Below are 19,625 nucleotides of genomic sequence, written 5' to 3'. Positions count from 1 at the left end.
CGATGAGGTTGATAGGTTCGAGATGGAAGCGTGGTGACACGTGGAGTTGACGGATACTAATCGATCGAGGACTTAACTAACTTCTTTATTCGTTGTTTACTCTTATTTAGTTTTTAGGGTATAAGTCATATAAGACTTGACTTTAATACGAAAATTCATTATAATAATCGTTGTCACTGATTTTATAGCATCCACTTGGATAGACTATATTTGTCTGGTAGTGATGGCGGAGAGGTCACACCTGTTCCCATACCGAACACAGAAGTTAAGCTCTCCAGCGCCGATGGTAGTTGGGTTTTCCCTGCGAGAGTAGGACACCGCCAGGCAATACTCCATTTCCACAGTTTCTTAGCTTATACCAATACACTAAGAATGTAGGGAAACTGAGTTAGAAAAAACAGTGAATAGGACAAGATTACTACTGTTTATTCTTTAGGAATATTCCACAGTAGCTCAGTGGTAGAGCAATCGGCTGTTAACCGATCGGTCGTAGGTTCGAATCCTACCTGTGGAGCCATGGAGAGCTGTCCGAGAGGCCGAAGGAGCACGATTGGAAATCGTGTATACCATTACCGTGGTATCGAGGGTTCGAATCCCTCGCTCTCCGCCATTTTAAATTTATTGGCCCGTTGGTCAAGCGGTTAAGACACCGCCCTTTCACGGCGGTAACACGGGTTCGAATCCCGTACGGGTCACCAACATGGAGGATTAGCTCAGCTGGGAGAGCACCTGCCTTACAAGCAGGGGGTCACAGGTTCGAGCCCTGTATCCTCCACCATTAATTCTATATTATCGCGGGGTGGAGCAGTCTGGTAGCTCGTCGGGCTCATAACCCGAAGGTCGTAGGTTCAAATCCTGCCCCCGCAACCAAATTATTTACAATTATGGTCCGGTAGTTCAGTTGGTTAGAATGCCTGCCTGTCACGCAGGAGGTCGCGGGTTCGAGTCCCGTCCGGACCGCCATTTAACTTATATCTTAATTCTTCAATAAGGCTCGGTAGCTCAGTCGGTAGAGCAGAGGACTGAAAATCCTTGTGTCGGCGGTTCGATTCCGTCCCGAGCCACCTTTTATGGAGGGGTAGCGAAGTGGCTAAACGCGGCGGACTGTAAATCCGCTCCCTCAGGGTTCGGCAGTTCGAATCTGCCCCCCTCCACCACTTAATTTTATATAGGGGTATAGTTTAACGGTAGAACTACGGTCTCCAAAACCGTCAATGTGGGTTCGATTCCTACTACCCCTGCCATAAATGGCGGCCGTGGCGAAGGGGTTAACGCACCGGATTGTGGCTCCGGCATACGTGGGTTCAATTCCCACCGGTCGCCCCATTTGCATATAATGTGATATAATAGAATATATATAAATAAAATTATAAATGTTATTGGGCCATAGCCAAGCGGTAAGGCATCGGGTTTTGATCCCGTGTATCCTAGGTTCGAATCCTAGTGGCCCAGCCATTTTGCGGAAGTAGTTCAGTGGTAGAACACCACCTTGCCAAGGTGGGGGTCGCGGGTTCGAATCCCGTCTTCCGCTCCAATATTATGGCGGTATAGCCAAGTGGTAAGGCAGAGGTCTGCAAAACCTTTACCACCGGTTCAAATCCGGTTACCGCCTCCAGTTTTTTATTTTATGCCGGTGTGGCGGAATTGGCAGACGCGCGGGACTCAAAATCCCGTGTCTTCACGGACGTGTCGGTTCGACCCCGACCACCGGTATCTGAAATTTAAAGAGACGTTGATAGGACGATACTTTAACGGAAATATTTCGTTAGAGTATCGTCTTTTTTTTACGGGCAATTTTAATGGAACATGCGAGTATTAGTCCCACGTATACACGGGAACAGCTGTTTTCCTTTGAATTAATCTGAGAGGAGCGCTATTTTTGTAGGCAAAAATACAGGAAAACGATGGAGAAACGAATTAAATCCGCATGAAACCGGATATAGCAACGGAGCTTATCGAGCTAGAAACGTTATCGTATGACGACGTAGTGAGTGGGTTCATAGCAGGCTGAACGTCGCGGATTACTTCCAGATACAATCACGTACTACAAAGATAAGACAGGAATGTTCAGACGTTGGTTAGAGAAAAAGAGATTGGTAGGGCCATGTTCGATGATAGAGGAATGCTTAGCATAATATAGATGAGCTATTTGTATGTTAAAATAAATATCCTATAATAATTAAAAATTGATTGAAAAACTAAAGAAACAAGTTAGTCTAAGTTTAGCGGGAATCTATCCATCAGCTTTTTATGCAATTGAAATCTATTAAACAGCAAAGGTAATAGATAAAAAGGATTTGGAAAGAACGTAGGCCCGTAAAAAGTGAAATTTCCGGGCCCCTATTGTAAGGAGGTATTAAATAAATGAGTGGTGGTGGTGGCTTTACGGCTGTCAATCATAAGGTTATCCAATAAATAACTTAGTACCCATGACTAACGAAGGATACCCCAACAATAATTAATAGGATAAATAAAACGACGATTAAGGCGAAATTATTTTTTTCTCTATGCCCACCGCCATATTCGCCGCCGTATGAATAACTCATTAAACCTCACCGCCTTTCCGTTAAGATAATATATGTTATGTTATATGATAGTTTTTGTAATAGACAAGAATGGAAGATTTAAAAAATAGTAGAACGAATTAATAGTGTGTAACGCAAAAAGAGATAGCAGAGAAAGAAGGGGATAAAGCTGCTCCAAAGCTGACCGGATGCTGTACTAGGCATAATTAAATTACGTATTCAAAAACAACCATTTCTGGCCATCCATTACAATTAGGGAAAATGGGGCTATCATTGCTAGTGCGATGGCCTGGCAAGAAGATGATATAGGAGTTATCGAAGAAGTATTTGTCAGAAAACGATGGTCAAACAAGGTATCGCTAAGTTCCTCTTAACTATCTAAAAGCAAAAGGAGAGAATGAGAAGACGTTAAACTTATACAGATTAGATCAGTCGGATTTGAAGTAACGCAAGAGGAAAAGAGAATTTTTATTAAGCTTAATTGATAATCATTTTGTAATAATTGTTTAAAGCGGATTTTGGCCCACCTTTATTTAAAAATGTTAATATGACTGCGTTCTAGCGATTTAAATACTCGCTAGAACGTCTTTTTTTTGTCCATTTTCTCTGGATCATTCTACAACTAGTCCTATACCACTGAAGAAGTCTCCTCCCTAAATCTATAGAAAGGAAAACGTCTTTTTTATGTCTAAACGGAAAAAAAAGAGCTAAACTGATGCGATGTTGCAACAGAGCCTAAGAGGTATCTTTAACTTCGTCAATTAACAAAAGCTACCTTTTATAGGATAATTGCTATTTTTAAATTCTTAATCTAAATAAATTGGCATATAGTAATTTATGATTAGAAAATAAATGAAATGGCATTTCAAATAATGAAATAGGAGGGTTGGGAATGACTTTCGTTTCTGACAAGATAAAAAGCCTGCCACCTTATTTATTTGCAGAGTTCAAGAAAAAGAAAGAAAGCCTTGAAAAAGCAGGTATAGATGTCATCGACTTAGGTATTGGTTCTCCGGATTTACCGACACCTGATTTTGTGATTAATAAACTGGCCCAAGAAATGAACGTATCTGCCAATCATCGTTATTCTAACTATAGTGGATGTCTTGAATTTAGAGAGGCTGTTGCAAGCTTTTATCAACGCCACTATGGAGTTGATTTAGATCCACATACAGAGGTGCTTACGTTAATCGGCTCTAAAGAAGGTATTGTTAATCTAACCTCTTCCATCATAAATCCAGGGGATAGGGTACTTGTTCCAGATCCAGGATATCCTGTTTATCGCACAGGTGTGCACTTAGCAGGCGGAGAAAGTGTTTCATTACCACTTGATACAGAAAAAGGATATGTACCAAACTTTGATAAATTATCAGCTAGTGATAAAGAGCAGGCAAAGCTCATGTTTTTAAATTATCCAAACAACCCAACTTCGGCAACGATTGAATTAAGTACTTTTGCTGAAGCGACTTCTTTTGCTAAAGAACATCATATTGTTCTAGCCCATGATGCTGCATATGACCTTGTTACGTTTAATGACTACAAAGCTCCAAGTGTAATGCAAGTACCGAATGTAAAAGAGGTTGCGGTGGAATTAGGTTCATTGTCAAAAAGTTTCAATATGACTGGATGGCGTATAGGGTACATTGTTGGAAACAAAGAGGTAATCCGAACTTTATCGACGTTGAAAAGTAACATTGATACAAGTCAATTTCTCCCAATTCAAAAGGCCGCTGCCACTGCATTGAGAAGTGATTTCTCTGCAGTAGCTGCAAATAATAAAATTTATGAAGAAAGAATGGAAAAACTGCATACAGCTTTACAAGAGGTTGGGATTTATGCAGAAAAACCTAAGGGTACCATCTTTCTTTGGGCACGTGTTCCTGCAGGTTTTACCTCCATTTCATTTGCCAATAAAATGCTAGATGAAGCAGGCGTAATTGTCACGCCAGGAACTGCATTTGGTCAGTCTGGTGAGGGCTTTATTCGAATATCTTTATCCGTTGCAAATGATCGATTAGATGAAGTGGTAAAACGAATAGAAGCTATGAATATAAAGGAGATGACCAAATAAGTGAAAACCGGTGTGCAGCGCAAATTCAAGAATTTAACAGGTGCACAGGCGATTGTAGAATGCATGAAAATTGAGGGAATCAAACATGTTTTTTGTGTCCCAGGTGAAAGTTTCTTACCAGTTTTAGATGCATTATTTGATGAACCATCCATTAACGTCATTTCTGCTAGACATGAGGGTGGGGCTGCCTTTATGGCAGAGGGGTATGCAAAATCAACTTTAAAGCCGGGCGTTGTATTTGCAACAAGAGGTGTTGGGGCTGCAAATCTTTCTATTGGTGTTCACACCGCCTTTCAGGACTCTACACCAATGGTTGTCTTTTTAGGTCAGGTACACAGCAAATTCAGAGGAAGAGAAGGGTTTCAAGAGGTTGATTTAGACCGCTATTTTCAACATATTGCTAAATGGGCGGTGGAGCTAAAAGATCCGGAACGTATGCCAGAGATTGTCCAACGTGCTTTTCGACTTTCTCAAACTGGCAGACCAGGTCCAGTTATCGTTTCTCTGCCAGAGGATGTTCTTCCAGTAGAAGTAAATATGCTATTTGGTCCTGGAACAATAAAACCAACACCAGTTCCGTCACATGAAGAAGTAAAGAGGGTAGAATCGCTGTTAGCAGAAGCGAAGTATCCACTAATTATTGCAGGTGGTGGGGTGAAAAGCTCTCAAGCAGAAAATACACTATTACTTTTTTCAGAGAAATACAAAATTCCAGTAATCGCAGCTTTCCGCAGGCATGATGTATATCCGAATAATCATCCATTATATGTTGGTCACTTAGGACTCGGTATAAATAGAAAAGTCCTGCAAACTGTTAAGGAAGCCGATGTGATCTTAGCCCTTGGCACCCGGCTATCTGAGGTTACAACCCAAGATTACAGCATTATTGATGCGAACAAACGATTAATTCATATCGATATTGATTATGAAACAATAGGAAAAGTGTATGCACCAGAAATCGGGATTGTTGCTGATCTTCATGAATCATTAAAATCCCTGCTGAATATGAATGTTACTGGATCCTGGAGTAATTGGGCAAACGAACGTCGTAAAGCATATGAATCGATTAGTACTTTAACTGTTACAGACGACGATGTTATCAATAAACATATTATTGCTATTCTAGAAAGAAAGCTACCAAAGAATGCTTTACTAACCAACGATGCCGGTAATTTTGCAGGTTGGCTTCATGAATTTTATCCATTTAACGAAAAACATACGTATGTTGGACCAACATCGGGTGCGATGGGCTATGGAATGCCAGCAGCCCTAGGAGCGAAGCTAGCTTTTCCTGAAAAGGTTGTCGTTTCCTTATCCGGTGATGGTGGGTTTATGATGACTGCCCAAGAACTGGAAACGGCAGTTAGGTATCGCATTCCAGTTATATGTCTTGTTTTTAACAATAACATGTATGGCACCATCCGAATGCATCAAGAAATACATTATCCTGAAAAGGTAATAGCCACTGATTTAGGAACTGTATCGTTTTCCAAATTAGCATTTAGTCTTGGTGCGGATGGGTTTATAGCAAATACGATAGAGGAATTTGAAACCTCTTTTGAACATGCGCTAAAATCCCAAAGACCGACTGTCATTGAAATAATCACAGATAAAGAACAGATTTCTGTTTCCTCGACCATTAATCAAATTCGTAACACTGTTAAACAATGAACGTACCATTCGTGCAGTAGCTGTCAAAAGGTTCTAAAAGAATGAACCTTACTTCAACTGAAGCATAGTGCAACAGTGCTAATTGAAAATGGAAATAGTCCCCAGTTTCAGAGAATGCCGTCATGAGTGGAAAACAGCAACTAAAATTCCATTTTATAGTCTATTAATGAATTAAAGAATTGAAGAAGCAAGTCTTCCAAAGGTGTTATCCCGTATCGAAATTTAACGAATGAGTATGACTAGCATTATAAATTTTTTCCAAGGAGCCTTATCGAGATGAACCAAAGTGTTATCAAAGCGCTAAAATTACTAGATTTATTTACAGAAGATAAGAATGAACTTACATTAAAGGAAATTTCAGATAGGGCTAACATACCAAAGCCGACTGCATATAGGTTATTGTCTGCCCTGGAATCTATTAATTATTTATATAAAATTAAAGAAAATGAGCATGATAGCCGCTATCGGTTAGGATTAAAATTACTTGAATTAGGTCAGATTGTTTACGATCAGTTAGAACTGCGGAAAATTGCTCTTCCATTTATGCAGGATTTGGCGCAGGAGATTAATGAAGCAATACATTTAGTAATCTTCAATCAAAATGAAGCTACCTATATCGAAAAGGTAGAAAGCAACAGGGCGTTACGATTATATACGAGAATTGGAAAAAGTTCTCCATTGTATATTGGATCAGGACCCAAGATGGTTTTAGCCTTTTTACCACAGGAGAAACAAGAGGAGATTCTAGGGAAGGGAGAGTTGTATTATCTGGGCGATCATAAACCAATTGACAAAAAAAATCTAATGAATGAGCTGAAAAGGATTCGTGAAGAAGGATATGCGCTTAGTATAGGAGAACAGGACGCTGAAACCACAGGTATCTCATTTCCGGTATACGACCATCGGAATCATGTAATTGCAGCATTAACTGTCAGTGGATTATCAAGTCATTTCGAGGGGGATAATCTCACTTTAATAAAATTGCAAACGAAAAAGAAAGCAGAAACTATCTCACAGAAATTAGGATACCGTGGGACTAGTTATTAGGATGAACTAGAAGAAATGAGTCCAAATTTTATTAATGAGAATAAAAGAGGAAACAAAGAAAACAAAAGGTACTAATAAACCAATTTATTGAAAGCGTATTCATTGTTGCTTGTTTAAAACAAAAGGAGGATTTTATGTCTAAATTATGGAAATGGTATCGTGACAAGTCACTTATATTAAAAATTACGGTAGGATTTTTATTGGGGATTATCGTAGGATTGGCTTTTGGGCCCTCAACTCAGTTTTTATCGCCGTTTGGTGATCTTTTCCTTAGACTGTTACAGATGATTATTGTTCCGTTAATTATATTTACACTTATTAGTGCTGTAAATTCTTCTAATCCAAAGGAATTTGGACGTGTTGGTGTCAAGATTTTCATATACTACATGTTAACGACTGCAGTTGCCATGTTAGTAGGTGTTATTGTGGGTGGCTGGTTCAATCCTGGGGTCGGGATGGAATTAACAGGGGAACATATTGATGTACCAGAAGCACCTTCCCTCATCGATACACTACTAGCTATTGTGCCGACTAATATCTTTCAGTCAATAGTCAATGGTGATATTTTAAGCATTGTATTTATTGCACTAATAGCTGGATTTGTTATTGTTTCGATGAGGCACTCAGCGGAGGAAAAGATTAATGATTGGGGAAATACATTATATAATTTAACACAAGCTGGTAGTGAGGTAACCTTCCGTATTCTTAATGGAATTCTGCAATATGCGCCAATCGGTATCTTTGCTATTTCTGCTTCAAAAATTGGTGAACAAGGTTTAGATGTTCTATATTCTCTTGTAAGATATGTAGGTGCTTCTTATATAGGTGTAGCTATTCAGTTCATCTTTGTCTACTTATTGTTACTAATGTTGTTTAAAGTTCAAATAAAGCGGTTCTTCAAAGGTGTTTGGGGTGCGTTAATAACTGCCTTTGCAACATCAAGTAGTTTAGCAACACTCCCTGTTGCAATAAGAGCTGCTGAAAAAGCTGGCATTAGAGAAAGTGTCTCTAAATTCACCTTACCTCTCGGTGCAGCAGTTAATTCTGATGGTTCTGCAATCCATTATGGGATAGGAGCAATATTTGCTGCAAATGTTGTTGGGTTGGATTTAACTTTTGCTTCCATATTAGCAATCGTTTTGGCTGGTACTATAGCTTCTATCGGTACAGCAGGAGTTCCAGGTGCTGGGCTGATTGGACTCTCCATTGTACTAACTGAAGTAGGATTACCACTTGAAATAGTGGCACTAACAGCGGGAGTTAATGTAATAACAGATATGATATTTACTACATGTAATGTAACAGGCGACCTTGTAGGAGCTGCTGTAGTCGATAAAAGTGAAGAAAAATATGCAATCTCTAGTTATCCTGAAGAATCAAATTTAGCTTAAATGAAGAAACTGGTGCCATATATTTAATTGTTAATAAAGGAGTTAATTCAACCTATGAAAAAACTTGATAAGTTACAGGGGGCTGGTAGCTCATTGAGGAAATGTATAGAAGAAGTGATGATAAAAAAAGGCCACCGGGCTACGTTACAAGGTGACCAAAAGACAAGACAAGGCATAATGCCTTGTCTTTCTTATCATTTTAGCGGTTGGTTAACAAACCAAATTACGTGTTTTGTAGTTTATTCTTCATTCATTTATCGAATAACATACCGAAACTAAAATATATTTAATTCAAGATACTTCCTTTGCCTTTTTTCCCTAAGGGTTGTAAAGTGTAAATAAGTTATAGTAAGAAAATGCCATTTCCTCCAAAAAGAGGAACCATAGTAAACTCTTTAAATATCACATTTAGAATACATAGAAAAGCAAGGGGATTATATTAGATGAGGAACTGGATTATAGACAATATACATTCAACAGTTGGGTTTGAAATAAAACATATGATGGTGTCCAAGGTAAGGGGTCAATTCGATTCCTATACTGCGGAGGTAGAGGCTGATGATTTAACGGATTTAACCACAGCAAAGATTGTTTTTAAATTAGAGGGGAACAGTATAAACACTCGAAACCAGGAACGTGATAAGCATTTAAAATCAGCTGACTTCTTCGATATTAAAAATTATCCAACAATAGATTTCAAATCTACTACTATTACAAAAGATGATAACAGGTATAAAGTAACGGGAAATTTAACGATCAAAGCTATAACAAAACAAGTTACGTTTGATGTTGTGTTCGGTGGCAAAGCTATAGATCCAAGTGGAGAAGAAGTCTATGGTTATGAAGCAGAGGCAACGATTAGCCGAGAGGATTTTGGTCTTACTTGGAATGCAGCATTAGAAACTGGCGGTGTACTGATTGGTAAAGAAGTTAAAATTATAGTTGAATTAGAATTAAGTCATCCAAATCGTGTTGTTTGGAATCCGATTAATACGAATCAGCCTTCTTTAAGTAAAAGAAAGTACCCCAAACATGAAATACAAAGCACTGAATTTCACCAAATGATTGCCGAGAACATCACAGACTTTGTCTTGATTATGAATAGAAATGGTGCTATTCAATATGTTAATCCTTCATTAAAAAGAGCGTTACATCATGACTTTCCTTCACTGCATAAGAGTAATTTTTTTGAAATCATTCATCCTGCTGAACAGGATAATGTAAGAAATGAGATTATTTCTTATTTTAGCAGAACAATCAAAAAGGCAATAAAAAGCGAATTCCGACTCTCTCATTCAGAAGGATATTATCTGGATGTCGAGGCAGATATCGTTAGCATACACAACCCTTCATTTAGTAATGATGAATATGAACTTATCTTAGTCATCATGCGTGATATAAGTGAGCGAAAAGAAGTGGAAAAATCGATTTACCAATTAGCTTTTCATGATCAGCTGACTAATCTTCCAAATCGCCGTTCGTTTATGAATCAGCTTCGCAGTGAAGTGCTGGGCCGGAAATTCTCCAGGTCTAAACTATCTGTACTCTTTATTGATTTAGATAATTTTAAACAAATTAATGACAGATGGGGACATGATGCAGGAGACATAGTTCTTAAAGAAGCAGCCAAAAGAATTCGCTCCGTGTTAGGCCCAACAGATATAGTAGCTAGATTAGGCGGGGATGAATTTGTTGTTATGCTAAAAGAGGTGCAGGATGAAGAAGAAGTAATCCATATCGTTCAAAGGATGCTAATGGCATTTCAAAATCCAATAAATGAATCTGACCAAGCGTATTCACTCACCTGCAGTGTTGGTGTGGCGAACTTTCCTGAACACGGCGAATCACCTGAGGATCTGCTCAAGAATGCAGACACTGCCCTTTATTATGTAAAAGAGCGCAGTAAAAATGATTATATGATATTCAATCAACAAATGGAAGATCAATCACTAGAAAGGCAGTTGCTTGAAACTGCATTAAGAAAAGGGATTAAGGAAGAGCAATTTTACTTAGAATATCAACCGAAAGTCAACTTAACCTCAAACGAATTAGTGGGAATGGAAGCGTTAGTTCGATGGAATCACCCGGAATTAGGGATTATTTCACCTGGGAAGTTTATTCCATTGGCAGAGGAATCGGGATTAATTGTTCCGCTGGGAGAATGGGTACTTAGAGAAAGTTGCCGTCAAGCATCACAATGGCAAGAAAAGGGAAATTCACCTTTATCTTTATCTGTAAATATTTCGGTTCGTCAGTTAGAAGAATTCGATTTTGTTGATAAACTAAAAACCATTATAAAAGAAACAGGATTGGATCCAAAAAGGCTTGAATTAGAGATTACGGAAAGTGTTCTGGCAGATATGAAGAGTACGATTCCCATCTTAAAGGAAATTAGAAAATTGGGCGTTCAGATTTCAATTGATGATTTTGGAACTGGATATAGTTCCCTAAGTTATATTAAGGAACTTCCAATTGATACATTAAAAATTGACCAATCATTTGTGAGAGATATTCATACGAATAAGGAGAGCAAGGAAATAGCAAAGGCAATCATAAACTTAGCTCATTCTATTGGGTTAAATGTAATTGCAGAGGGAATTGAACTAGAGGAGCATGTAGATGAACTTAGTAAGGATGGTTGCATCCTTGGACAAGGATTCTATTACAGTAAGCCATTGAAAGTAGGGGCATTTGAGGATTTTATGACAGATATGCATGAATCATCATATAGTTTGAACTAATAATCCTTCATGAATTTGATAATTTTTATTAATTTTTCGAAATAATAGTAGAGGTACGAAGGTTATTCTATCAAAATATCAAAACAAAGAAAGTGTGATTCTTATCCTTTTCTATCTGGTTACTAGTTTCGTCATTTTAATGGATCAGCTATCTAAGCATTGGATTCGTAGTTCTTTACAAGTTGGGGAAACGATAGAAGTTTGGGAGGGTGTGTTAAATTTTACTCACTTCCAAAATAGTGGAGCTGCTTTTGGATGGTTTGAAGGGTATGGCCGTTTGTTTGTTCCCGTTGCAATTATAATTGCCGTTCTAAGTGTTTATATGCTAAAGAAGGGCTTTATATATGGAAAGCTATTGGAGATAGGAGTTGCCCTTTTTGTCGGTGGTGCAATTGGGAATGCCATTGATCGAACTATATTTAATAGAGTAACAGATTTCATTCATTTTCAATTTGACGATGGAATTCTTAATTTGGCAGATTTCGCTCTAGTATTTGGTGTGTTCTTGCTACTAGTAGATTCGCTAATTATTGATGCTATTAAAAAGAGGAGAGAAATCTATCAGAAATAATGTATTATACTGAAGTAATGTTTTTAGATTCGTTCACATTTTAAGCAAATACTTAACTAAAAACCTGTATAACTGTATGTGCAGTTATACAGGTTTTGTTAGTTAGAATTGGATAACAATGAAGGTCTAGTTGGGGGGCATTCCTTCATTTACTAGCAGATATTAAATGGCTAGAAATGAAGGAAGAACCAGTAATTTTGCAGGCAAGATACACAATCATCTGCCTGCAAAAAAAGTTCTCTATTTTAATTAAAGCAAGTTCGCAAAAATGCTGGCAAGGAATAAGATTAGAGATGCTCCCAATGTAGAGGAGATTTGATTAAATGGCATTAAATCCATTCTTTTGGATGCTGCCAAAACGGATACATCTCCGGTGCCTCCCATATTAGCCATGCCTAAACCTGTGGTAATCGCTGCTTCAATTGGATAGAAGCCAACTAATTTCCCAACAAATCCAGCAGTAAAAGTAACCCCAATTACAATAATTCCTACAGTGATAATATATTCAAGCGTCAGAGCATCCATAATCACATTAAGATCGGTAAACGTAATTCCAATCCCAACTAATAATGCATATGTCCAGTTCTTCCCAACAAATTGGTACCATGCATTTGCACCGTCTACAATAATTTCGGGAAGAATGCCAGATACCTTTAAGACGGCTACTAAGACAATCATAATTGCTAATGGATGAAGCGGAATGAATTCACCCAGCATTTGACTGATGACAAAAAAGGCCAGGCCGGTAATTAGGCCAATACCCATATGACTCATGGTGTGGGTTGTTTTTTTCTTACCGTAATGAAGTCCCGGCATCATGTTACCATTACCTGTTAAATGCGGATACTTATTACCAAGACCATTAAGTAAGCTTGCCAAAATAATGGCAAATAAATTTGCTAAAGCAATTGCTGGAACGACAAGTGAAAGATAATAACTTGGATCATTGCCTAAGGCATCAGCGTATAATTGAGACATCGGTATTCCACCTAAGCCCATACCACCGCCCATAACTGGAAATGCAATAATCAGTATCGTTTTGATCACACCATCGCCAACAATAAGACCGGCCAGTCCTCCGAGCAGGATTGCTGTTGTAATACCTGCAAGCAAAGGAATGGCAAAGCGGCTGCCTACCTTCAGTAAAACCTTTGAATCAAGTCCAAGAATACTGCCAGTGATCAAGCCTGCTATGTAAAAATTTAAAAAACCGCCTGTTTGCATGAAATCGGTGATTATTCCCGTTGTTTCTTCGGGCATAAAATTCATATGTACCAAGTATGCGGATCCGAAAATGGATAAAACTGCTCCTCCACCTAGATAACTTCTTAATATTGGAGTGTTATCTCCAATCCAGCCGAAAAACTCACCGAGTATCATCATAATCAGGATAGCCCCGATCATTCCAGCTGGTAAATTTCCAGTATACATGGCCATTAATGTAATCAATAAAATAATCAAAAACCACGCAACCGGGATATTAAAGATCGTTATTTTCCCTCTATTTGACTCTTCTGTAATCTCACCCTGTGACATCATCTTCCTCTTTTCTACACTATTCTCAACTCTTATAACTTTTTATTTTAATATAGGACGACTAGTAAGGCAATAAAGAAAAGTTCATTTGTTCAAATTAACTGCGAATTCATAGAATTAACGTTAATTATTTTTATCAACATAAATAGACATTTATCTTAAAACAGTTAAAATAGAAGAAGAATTTAAAATTACATAACTGATTTGAAAGTATGGGTTTATAAGGAGGAAAATGATGAAAAATAATAAACTTGCTATTGTAGGTGTCGGACATGTTGGGTCTTATGTACTTGCTGATGCCATGAAGATTGGGCTATTTTCTGAGATTGTTGTGATTGATAAGGATAAAGATGTTGCCTTTGGAGAAGCACTTGATCAGGCTCACGCTACGGCACTTACATATATGTCTAATACTCACGTATATGCTGGTAATTATGAAGATGTAAAAGATGCGGATGTTATTATTGTTGCTGCTGGGCCAAGCGTGATTGTCACCGATAAAAATGCAAAGCCGGACAGGGCTTTGCTTGCGGGAGTAAATGCAGAAGTTATTCGCGAAGTTATGCAGGGGATTACAACGTACACGAAAGAAGCTATTGTCATTCTAATTACAAATCCATTGGATACGATGGTATATATTGCGGAAAATGAGTTCGGCTATCCGAAAGGTCGAGTGTTCGGAACTGGAACAATGCTTGATTCTGCTCGATTGCGTCATGCGGTTGCATCTAATTATAATATTGATCCGAAAAGCGTTACTGGTTATATGATGGGCGAGCACGGAATGACTGCATTCCCAGTCTTTAGTCGCTTAAATGTACAAGGATTTGGAGAGAAGGAATTGGATGTTCATTTGCAAGGAAAAGAACCGCTTGACCGAGAGGTATTCGGTCAGAAAGTTGTAAATACGGCTTATGACGTTATAACTAGTAAAGGTTGGACCAATGCTGCAATTGCCCAGGCAGCCATTACGCTGGCTAAGGCTATCGTATTGGATGAAAGAAGTGTTTATCCAGTTTGTACTACATTAAATGGTCAGTATGGATATGATGGGGATGTCGCCTTAAGTATGCCATGCATTATTGGGAAAAACGGTGTGGAACAACAGTTAGAAATAGAATTAGATGAACAGGAAATGGAGCTATTACATAAATCAGCTGCATATATCCAAGAAACAATGAGAATAGCAGAAACAGGGAAAATCAAGAAAGTGAACTAAAATGATTAGGCGAACAAACAGATTCCCTTTTGTGGTGCATTTTCTAAAAATAAAACTCAATTGACAGATATAATAATAAAAGTCTTCAAAATAGACGACTTTTATTATTATAATGACTAGGAAAAAATGAATTTGTGAACTATTGTACTTAAAGTAACGGGGCAGGTTTCTTAAACAAGATGGTTTAAATTTCTATGAAATAAGAGAGTGGTGTTCATCGTGTTAATTAGAAGGTTTGATATAAAAGACGCAAAACAAATTTTAAAATTATTCAGGGAAACTGTTCTTACAGTTAATCTTGGAGACTACTCTGAAAAACAAGTTGAAGTTTGGGCAAACAGTACCACAAATGCAGAAGCGTTGGGAAAACGTCTTGAAGAAAGTTTTACATATGTTGCTGTTATTGACAAGCAGATTGTAGGGTTTGTAAATTTAAATAATAAAGGTGAAGTTGATTTACTTTATATTCATAAAAATTATCAAAGACAAGGGATTGCTACTAAACTTTTAGCTCAGATTGAAAAGGTTGCTAAATCGAAGGGTCTTTCAGAGATGTTTACCGAAGCAAGTATAACTGCAAAACCATTTTTCGAATTACAAGGTTATAAAGTATTAAAAAAACAAACCAAGAATTTGAAAGGTACTGACTTCATTAATTTCATAATGAAGAAAAATATTAGATAATAGTCAAAGTCTGCTTCAACTAAAGGGGGCGAGTGCTGAACAGTGGCAGGCGCTTCTTGTGCTAACGGGTGCGTTAATTCAAGAAGGATTAACGCTATTTCACATAGAATATATTGAGCTAATGGGCAGATTAGTAAAAAGTAAAGTTTTAATAGAACCTTAATGCCATTTGATTCGTATTATATTTTGGAGGTGAGTATATGAAAACCGAATTAACCTTTTATGATATAGCAGAGGATAAAGATATTTTCCAAACTCCGGTAAAATCTACTGGAGACCTATTTATTCCTATTGAGGGTGATACCTTATTAGTAGATGGTTGGGGTTACATAGTAAGTAGAAGAGAGTTTTATTATGAAAATGATACAACAAAGATTACTGTTTTTTGCACACGAGAAAGGAAAAAACGATAGTTTAATACATTGGAAACCTCACTCCAAACAGTAAATATGAAATCCCCTTTTCTAACTATTTTCATATTGTGCTAACGGGTGCTTTACTTAAAGATCGTTGAGCTGCATAGACGGCTCTTTTTTCTTGTTCAACTATAGGGACAGGTTAGTGCAATAAGAGGAATTTTTAAAAGAGTACCGAATTAGTATAGTTGTAAAGAAGAGTTTTCGAATGGGGGGTTAATTTTGAAACAAGATTATAAGAAAATTGGGTTAGGTTCGATTTCGGTATTGTTATTTATATTTGGAATATTATTTTCCGTCTTTGGAGATAGTGTATTAAGATTTTTAGGGTTAAATCCTTGGTCAAACGGCGACACAGGATTGCATTATACAATATATTATTCTCTTATTTTCTATATACCAGCATTAATTCTTGGTTATAAGTTCAAAAATCATTTGGGAGCAAAATTAGGTAAAACTTTATCTTTAATTATGACTATCTTATTAATAGTAACTCTGTTTTTTTTAGTTGCAGTTTAGCTCATTTAATAATGAGAAAACAAATCACAAACAGGTGTAGATATTTTATAAACCATTCAACAGAAGTTTAAGTTATTCAACAAACTTTTTAGTTGAAATTATTGTACTAACTGGGCAGTTTAGTTGAATAAGAAATAACAAAAGTAATGAGTATTTACTTTAAAATAAGATTAAACGGGGGTTTATATGCGAAAAATTTATCTAGATAGAACAGCATTCTTTGGAGCCATAGGTGTTAATTTAGAAGATACTGAGATTATATCAGCAGGAACAACCATTAATTCAATGGGGGTTCATAATAGAAATGAAGAGTATCAAAGGTACGCTAACGATTATGATATTCAATTTATCTTTGACGATGATATTCCACATTTAGAGTTTTTTACGGTTCCACATGTAGATATTATGGCAAAAGATAGTAAAGGAGGATTTGTCGGAATTGTTTATCAACAGTGTGATTCGGAAAGTGACGCACCAATTTGTTATATCAATAGGGATTTAGAGTGCTTTATAATTTCTGAAAACGTAGAAGATTTTCTGAGTAATATAGGAACATGGCAAGACAATATGAAACCCTATGATAAAATTACCGTTTATCGTTCGAAAGCAGAAGCAGAAACTGAACTAGAATTTATCGATTTGTCTGACATTCTTCCATTATTATAAATTCTTCTTGAACTACCATGAAAATTCACTTCTGTAATATAGGTAATTAGGCAATACTAAAGTAGACGCAGCTCATTCTTTTTTTAAAAAAAGGAGAGCGCCTAATTCGTTAATCTATTGTACGAAAAATTGCATTAAGATGCTTCTTGTTCTGCTATTGTAACTGTATAGCCTAGACTTTCAAGTCTACGTAAGGAATGTCGAACAATGGATTGTTGTTTCTGTTTATCAAAGTAGTCTTCGCCTAAGTCTACATACATTTCTTTACGTGTTAAGAGATAATAGGAGATACGTAGAATAGCGTGTGCCACTACGATTCCTGCACGTTTCTTACCTTTCCGGCTGCGGTTCGTCGATAAAGTGCGCCAAGATAGTTTTTAGAACCTCTTACAGAATGGGCTGCTTCGATTAAAGCTGACTTTAAGTATTTGTTTCCGTTTTTGGTTTTAGATTTTTTCCTTTTTCCTGCACTTTCGTTACTTCCAGGAACTAATCCAGCCCAAGAACACATCTGCGATGCACTAGGAAATTGATTCTTAATATCCGTTCCTAGTTCAGCTAGCATTTGTTCCGCCATCCGAGTTGCAATGCCAGGAATAGAATCCAATCTCTCAATATGATCTTGGTATTTGTTTACTCTATCAGCTACTTCTTGATCTAACATCTCAATTTGATCTGATAAAAAATCAATGTGTTTTAAGATCGTTTTTATCATGAGCCTTTGATGAGGGCTGATATAGCCTTTTGGTGCTAGTCGGAGTTCATCCTTTTTCTTTTTCATGGTACGTCGAGCGAAGTTCGCAAGTATTTCAGGATTATCTTCACCATCAGCTATCGCATTAAGCATATCCCGAGCAGAAACACCCATAATGTCTGAAACAACAGAACCTAATTTAATGTTAGCTCCTTCTAGTACCTTTTGAATTCGATTATGTTGCCTAGCACGTTCTTCAATAATGCTTCGACGATACCGAACAAGTTCACGAAGTTCTCGTTGGTTTCGGTCAGGGATATAACTAGCTTTTAGTAAACCATGACGAAGTAGCTTCGCTATCCATTCTGCATCTTTGACATCCGTTTTTCTTCCAGGAACAGACTTAATGTGTTGAGCATTAACGACTAGAAACTCTATGTCCTCTGATTCTAGTAAGTTAACAATTGGTTTCCAGTAAACACTCGTGCTTTCCATAGCGACATGGGTACACCTACGCTCCTTGATCCAGTCTATCATCTGAATAAGAAACAGCGTCTTAGTAGAAAATGTTTTAATCTCCTTTCCTTCGGGAGTTATGATACATGCAGTAATGTTGTCTTTATGGACATCCATACCACAGGCTCTTTCAATGATTACATCCATTGAAAAAACATCCTTTCTACGGCATATATTATTGGAGGCTGGTGCAACAACCAGAACAGGGATTAATCTACCATGAGTGCTTCCCGAAAGGGAGCGACAGTCAGTGATGCACCGTGGTCGAAGGAGTCAGACTAACGGATGGGCTCTCACGCACCATAGTTGATCGACCTTCCTCATCCAGCCGTAGAATCAGTATCGACGGAGTGTATCATTTTCATTCTCTGTGGTGTAGCGCTGGTCTTGCGCTACATGAATGACTAACGGGTGCGATAGCCCAATAATAGCAATCTCTTCTTGTGCTATTTGGTTTGGCAGAAGAGTGAATAGGGATATGAGTCTTTACAGTAATATTGGAGGTGTCTTTTTATGAGAACTTATTCTATCTTGTTTATTGTCATTGCTTTAATGCATACAATGACCCTTGTAAATGTAACTATAATTAAGGGCGAGTGGAATGGAATAGTCTTATTCATTTCAAATATTCTTTTTCTAATTGCCGCTGTTTATTTTGGTACAGAGTATCGTGCAAATAAAAAAAGAAAAAGGTAGTACATAGAAGATTTTTGATTAACTGGTGCTTTAGTGGAATATTGATTATAGAAATGATTAAACTTTTTTATAAAACCCAAACTTAAATCTGTTGGTTAAGACTCCATTTTTAACAATCTTTTTTCAAAAAAGGAGGTGTTATCCGTGAAAAACAAGTTATTGTGGTTTCCTTTGTTAGCATCATTATTATCAATAGGGATTTTATATACAATCGGTAACATATTTGAAATTTCATTTTTGAGTTGGAATTTTTATAAAGAAAATCCATCTGAAGGGGTAATATTTGAAGCAGAGGTTTCGGTTATCCCTGTTATTATTGGTTTGATCCTTGGTTTTATTACAGAACGAATACTCAAAAATAAACATAAAAGAAACTCTCACTTGGTATAATGCCAAGTTTTTTTATGCACTTCTTAACAACTCGACAGTCGAACGATACTGCTTACTAAATGATTTAAGGTAGCTCTTTTTGTTGAAGTTATTGTGCTAAAGGGGCAGCATTCCTGTAATGAACTAAAATGCGGGTTGTGTAAAAAAATAACCCCCTGATAGAATAAGAGAGTCCAAAAGCTTGCCGGCATAAAGGACAGACTTATTAATCAGGAGGCTAATAAAATGAATTATAACCAAAATAAAAAAATTGCTCAAATCACTTCTCAGAC

General features: G+C 37.2%; 15 protein-coding genes, 14 tRNA genes, 1 rRNA gene and 1 pseudogene. 28 read left to right on the top strand and 3 right to left on the bottom strand.

Annotated elements, in window-relative coordinates:
* The first annotated feature begins 213 nt into the window (after positions 1 to 213).
* The 15 genes from rrf (at position 214) to D8M04_RS19635 (ending at position 1,713) form a co-directional block, all read left to right on the top strand.
* A 5S ribosomal RNA gene (gene rrf, locus D8M04_RS19705) occupies positions 214 to 326 on the top strand.
* Positions 327 to 442: 116 nt separating this feature from the next.
* Positions 443 to 517, top strand: a tRNA-Asn gene (locus tag D8M04_RS19700).
* Position 518: 1 nt separating this feature from the next.
* Positions 519 to 610 (top strand) — tRNA-Ser (locus D8M04_RS19695).
* Between the two features lie 13 nt (positions 611 to 623).
* Positions 624 to 698, top strand: a tRNA-Glu gene (locus D8M04_RS19690).
* A gap of 4 nt (positions 699 to 702) precedes the next feature.
* A tRNA-Val gene (locus D8M04_RS19685) sits at positions 703 to 778 on the top strand.
* Between the two features lie 15 nt (positions 779 to 793).
* A tRNA-Met gene (locus D8M04_RS19680) sits at positions 794 to 870 on the top strand.
* Between the two features lie 16 nt (positions 871 to 886).
* A tRNA-Asp gene (locus D8M04_RS19675) sits at positions 887 to 963 on the top strand.
* 28 nt (positions 964 to 991) lie between these two features.
* Positions 992 to 1,064 (top strand) — tRNA-Phe (locus tag D8M04_RS19670).
* A gap of 8 nt (positions 1,065 to 1,072) precedes the next feature.
* Positions 1,073 to 1,157 (top strand) — tRNA-Tyr (locus D8M04_RS19665).
* Between the two features lie 13 nt (positions 1,158 to 1,170).
* A tRNA-Trp gene (locus D8M04_RS19660) sits at positions 1,171 to 1,244 on the top strand.
* A gap of 6 nt (positions 1,245 to 1,250) precedes the next feature.
* Positions 1,251 to 1,326: transfer RNA gene (locus tag D8M04_RS19655), tRNA-His, on the top strand.
* A 54-nt stretch (positions 1,327 to 1,380) separates the two neighbouring features.
* A tRNA-Gln gene (locus D8M04_RS19650) sits at positions 1,381 to 1,455 on the top strand.
* A 4-nt stretch (positions 1,456 to 1,459) separates the two neighbouring features.
* Positions 1,460 to 1,534 (top strand) — tRNA-Gly (locus D8M04_RS19645).
* Positions 1,535 to 1,541: 7 nt separating this feature from the next.
* Positions 1,542 to 1,615: transfer RNA gene (locus D8M04_RS19640), tRNA-Cys, on the top strand.
* A 14-nt stretch (positions 1,616 to 1,629) separates the two neighbouring features.
* Positions 1,630 to 1,713 (top strand) — tRNA-Leu (locus tag D8M04_RS19635).
* A gap of 707 nt (positions 1,714 to 2,420) precedes the next feature.
* Here D8M04_RS19635 and D8M04_RS19630 read toward each other — a convergent pair.
* Complete coding sequence (locus D8M04_RS19630) at positions 2,421 to 2,546, bottom strand: YjcZ family sporulation protein (protein WP_121525111.1); 126 nt, start codon at positions 2,544 to 2,546, stop codon at positions 2,421 to 2,423.
* A gap of 871 nt (positions 2,547 to 3,417) precedes the next feature.
* Between D8M04_RS19630 and D8M04_RS19625 the strand changes: the two genes are divergently transcribed.
* The 6 genes from D8M04_RS19625 (at position 3,418) to lspA (ending at position 12,017) form a co-directional block, all read left to right on the top strand.
* Entirely contained in the window at positions 3,418 to 4,596 is a 1,179-nt protein-coding gene (locus D8M04_RS19625; RefSeq protein WP_121525110.1) for an LL-diaminopimelate aminotransferase, read from the top strand.
* A 12-nt stretch (positions 4,597 to 4,608) separates the two neighbouring features.
* Entirely contained in the window at positions 4,609 to 6,267 is a 1,659-nt protein-coding gene (locus D8M04_RS19620) for a thiamine pyrophosphate-binding protein (RefSeq protein WP_121525113.1), read from the top strand.
* 276 nt (positions 6,268 to 6,543) lie between these two features.
* Positions 6,544 to 7,314: an IclR family transcriptional regulator gene (locus tag D8M04_RS19615; protein ID WP_121525109.1), complete on the top strand. Its 771-nt coding sequence runs from the start codon at positions 6,544 to 6,546 to the stop codon at positions 7,312 to 7,314.
* Positions 7,315 to 7,448: 134 nt separating this feature from the next.
* Positions 7,449 to 8,705, top strand: a complete 1,257-nt coding sequence (locus tag D8M04_RS19610; RefSeq protein ID WP_187695477.1) for a dicarboxylate/amino acid:cation symporter — start codon at positions 7,449 to 7,451, stop codon at positions 8,703 to 8,705.
* Between the two features lie 443 nt (positions 8,706 to 9,148).
* Entirely contained in the window at positions 9,149 to 11,446 is a 2,298-nt protein-coding gene (locus D8M04_RS19600) for an EAL domain-containing protein (protein WP_121525107.1), read from the top strand.
* Positions 11,447 to 11,540: 94 nt separating this feature from the next.
* Positions 11,541 to 12,017, top strand: coding sequence for a signal peptidase II (lspA, locus tag D8M04_RS19595; RefSeq protein ID WP_121525106.1), 477 nt, complete (start codon positions 11,541 to 11,543; stop codon positions 12,015 to 12,017).
* A 249-nt stretch (positions 12,018 to 12,266) separates the two neighbouring features.
* Here lspA and D8M04_RS19590 read toward each other — a convergent pair whose 3' ends face one another.
* Positions 12,267 to 13,553 carry a 2-hydroxycarboxylate transporter family protein gene (locus tag D8M04_RS19590; RefSeq protein ID WP_222928604.1) on the bottom strand — a complete coding sequence of 429 codons (1,287 nt, stop codon included), beginning with the start codon at positions 13,551 to 13,553 and terminating at the stop codon, positions 12,267 to 12,269.
* Positions 13,554 to 13,788: 235 nt separating this feature from the next.
* On the opposite strand from D8M04_RS19590, the gene D8M04_RS19585 reads away from it, so the two are divergent.
* From D8M04_RS19585 to D8M04_RS19565, 5 genes are all read left to right on the top strand, one after another.
* Complete coding sequence (locus tag D8M04_RS19585) at positions 13,789 to 14,772, top strand: L-lactate dehydrogenase (protein WP_121525104.1); 984 nt, start codon at positions 13,789 to 13,791, stop codon at positions 14,770 to 14,772.
* Between the two features lie 219 nt (positions 14,773 to 14,991).
* Positions 14,992 to 15,456 carry a GNAT family N-acetyltransferase gene (locus D8M04_RS19580; protein WP_158595164.1) on the top strand — a complete coding sequence of 155 codons (465 nt, stop codon included), beginning with the start codon at positions 14,992 to 14,994 and terminating at the stop codon, positions 15,454 to 15,456.
* A 200-nt stretch (positions 15,457 to 15,656) separates the two neighbouring features.
* Positions 15,657 to 15,869 carry a hypothetical protein gene (locus D8M04_RS19575; RefSeq protein ID WP_121525102.1) on the top strand — a complete coding sequence of 71 codons (213 nt, stop codon included), beginning with the start codon at positions 15,657 to 15,659 and terminating at the stop codon, positions 15,867 to 15,869.
* Positions 15,870 to 16,094: 225 nt separating this feature from the next.
* A complete protein-coding gene (locus tag D8M04_RS19570) occupies positions 16,095 to 16,391 on the top strand; it encodes a hypothetical protein (protein WP_121525101.1) in 297 nt (98 codons plus the stop codon).
* A 186-nt stretch (positions 16,392 to 16,577) separates the two neighbouring features.
* The gene (locus tag D8M04_RS19565) at positions 16,578 to 17,057 is read left to right on the top strand and encodes a hypothetical protein (RefSeq protein ID WP_121525100.1); all 480 of its coding nucleotides are present in this window, start codon (positions 16,578 to 16,580) and stop codon (positions 17,055 to 17,057) included.
* A 134-nt stretch (positions 17,058 to 17,191) separates the two neighbouring features.
* Here D8M04_RS19565 and D8M04_RS19560 read toward each other — a convergent pair.
* Positions 17,192 to 18,414: pseudogene (locus tag D8M04_RS19560) on the bottom strand (IS110 family RNA-guided transposase).
* Between the two features lie 366 nt (positions 18,415 to 18,780).
* Here D8M04_RS19560 and D8M04_RS19555 point away from each other — a divergent pair.
* On the top strand, positions 18,781 to 18,963 hold the full coding sequence (locus D8M04_RS19555) for a hypothetical protein (protein WP_121525099.1): 183 nt from the start codon (positions 18,781 to 18,783) through the stop codon (positions 18,961 to 18,963).
* Between the two features lie 144 nt (positions 18,964 to 19,107).
* Entirely contained in the window at positions 19,108 to 19,353 is a 246-nt protein-coding gene (locus D8M04_RS19550; protein WP_121525098.1) for a hypothetical protein, read from the top strand.
* Positions 19,354 to 19,625 lie beyond the last annotated feature (272 nt).

Source organism: Oceanobacillus piezotolerans (assembly GCF_003665065.1).
In the GTDB taxonomy this organism is placed as follows: Bacteria; Bacillota; Bacilli; order Bacillales; family Amphibacillaceae; genus Oceanobacillus; species Oceanobacillus piezotolerans.
This window is presented reverse-complemented; position numbering and strand designations above follow the sequence as displayed.

Bases quoted from the DNA above. Each gene is read 5' to 3' on its own strand.
- D8M04_RS19630 (WP_121525111.1), bottom strand. From the start codon at position 2,546: ATGAGTTATTCATACGGCGGCGAATATGGCGGTGGGCATAGAGAAAAA.
- D8M04_RS19625 (WP_121525110.1), top strand. From the start codon at position 3,418: ATGACTTTCGTTTCTGACAAGATAAAAAGCCTGCCACCTTATTTATTT.
- D8M04_RS19615 (WP_121525109.1), top strand. From the start codon at position 6,544: ATGAACCAAAGTGTTATCAAAGCGCTAAAATTACTAGATTTATTTACA.
- D8M04_RS19610 (WP_187695477.1), top strand. From the start codon at position 7,449: ATGTCTAAATTATGGAAATGGTATCGTGACAAGTCACTTATATTAAAA.
- D8M04_RS19600 (WP_121525107.1), top strand. From the start codon at position 9,149: ATGAGGAACTGGATTATAGACAATATACATTCAACAGTTGGGTTTGAA.
- D8M04_RS19590 (WP_222928604.1), bottom strand. From the start codon at position 13,553: ATGTCACAGGGTGAGATTACAGAAGAGTCAAATAGAGGGAAAATAACG.
- D8M04_RS19585 (WP_121525104.1), top strand. From the start codon at position 13,789: ATGAAAAATAATAAACTTGCTATTGTAGGTGTCGGACATGTTGGGTCT.
- D8M04_RS19575 (WP_121525102.1), top strand. From the start codon at position 15,657: ATGAAAACCGAATTAACCTTTTATGATATAGCAGAGGATAAAGATATT.
- D8M04_RS19565 (WP_121525100.1), top strand. From the start codon at position 16,578: ATGCGAAAAATTTATCTAGATAGAACAGCATTCTTTGGAGCCATAGGT.
- D8M04_RS19555 (WP_121525099.1), top strand. From the start codon at position 18,781: ATGAGAACTTATTCTATCTTGTTTATTGTCATTGCTTTAATGCATACA.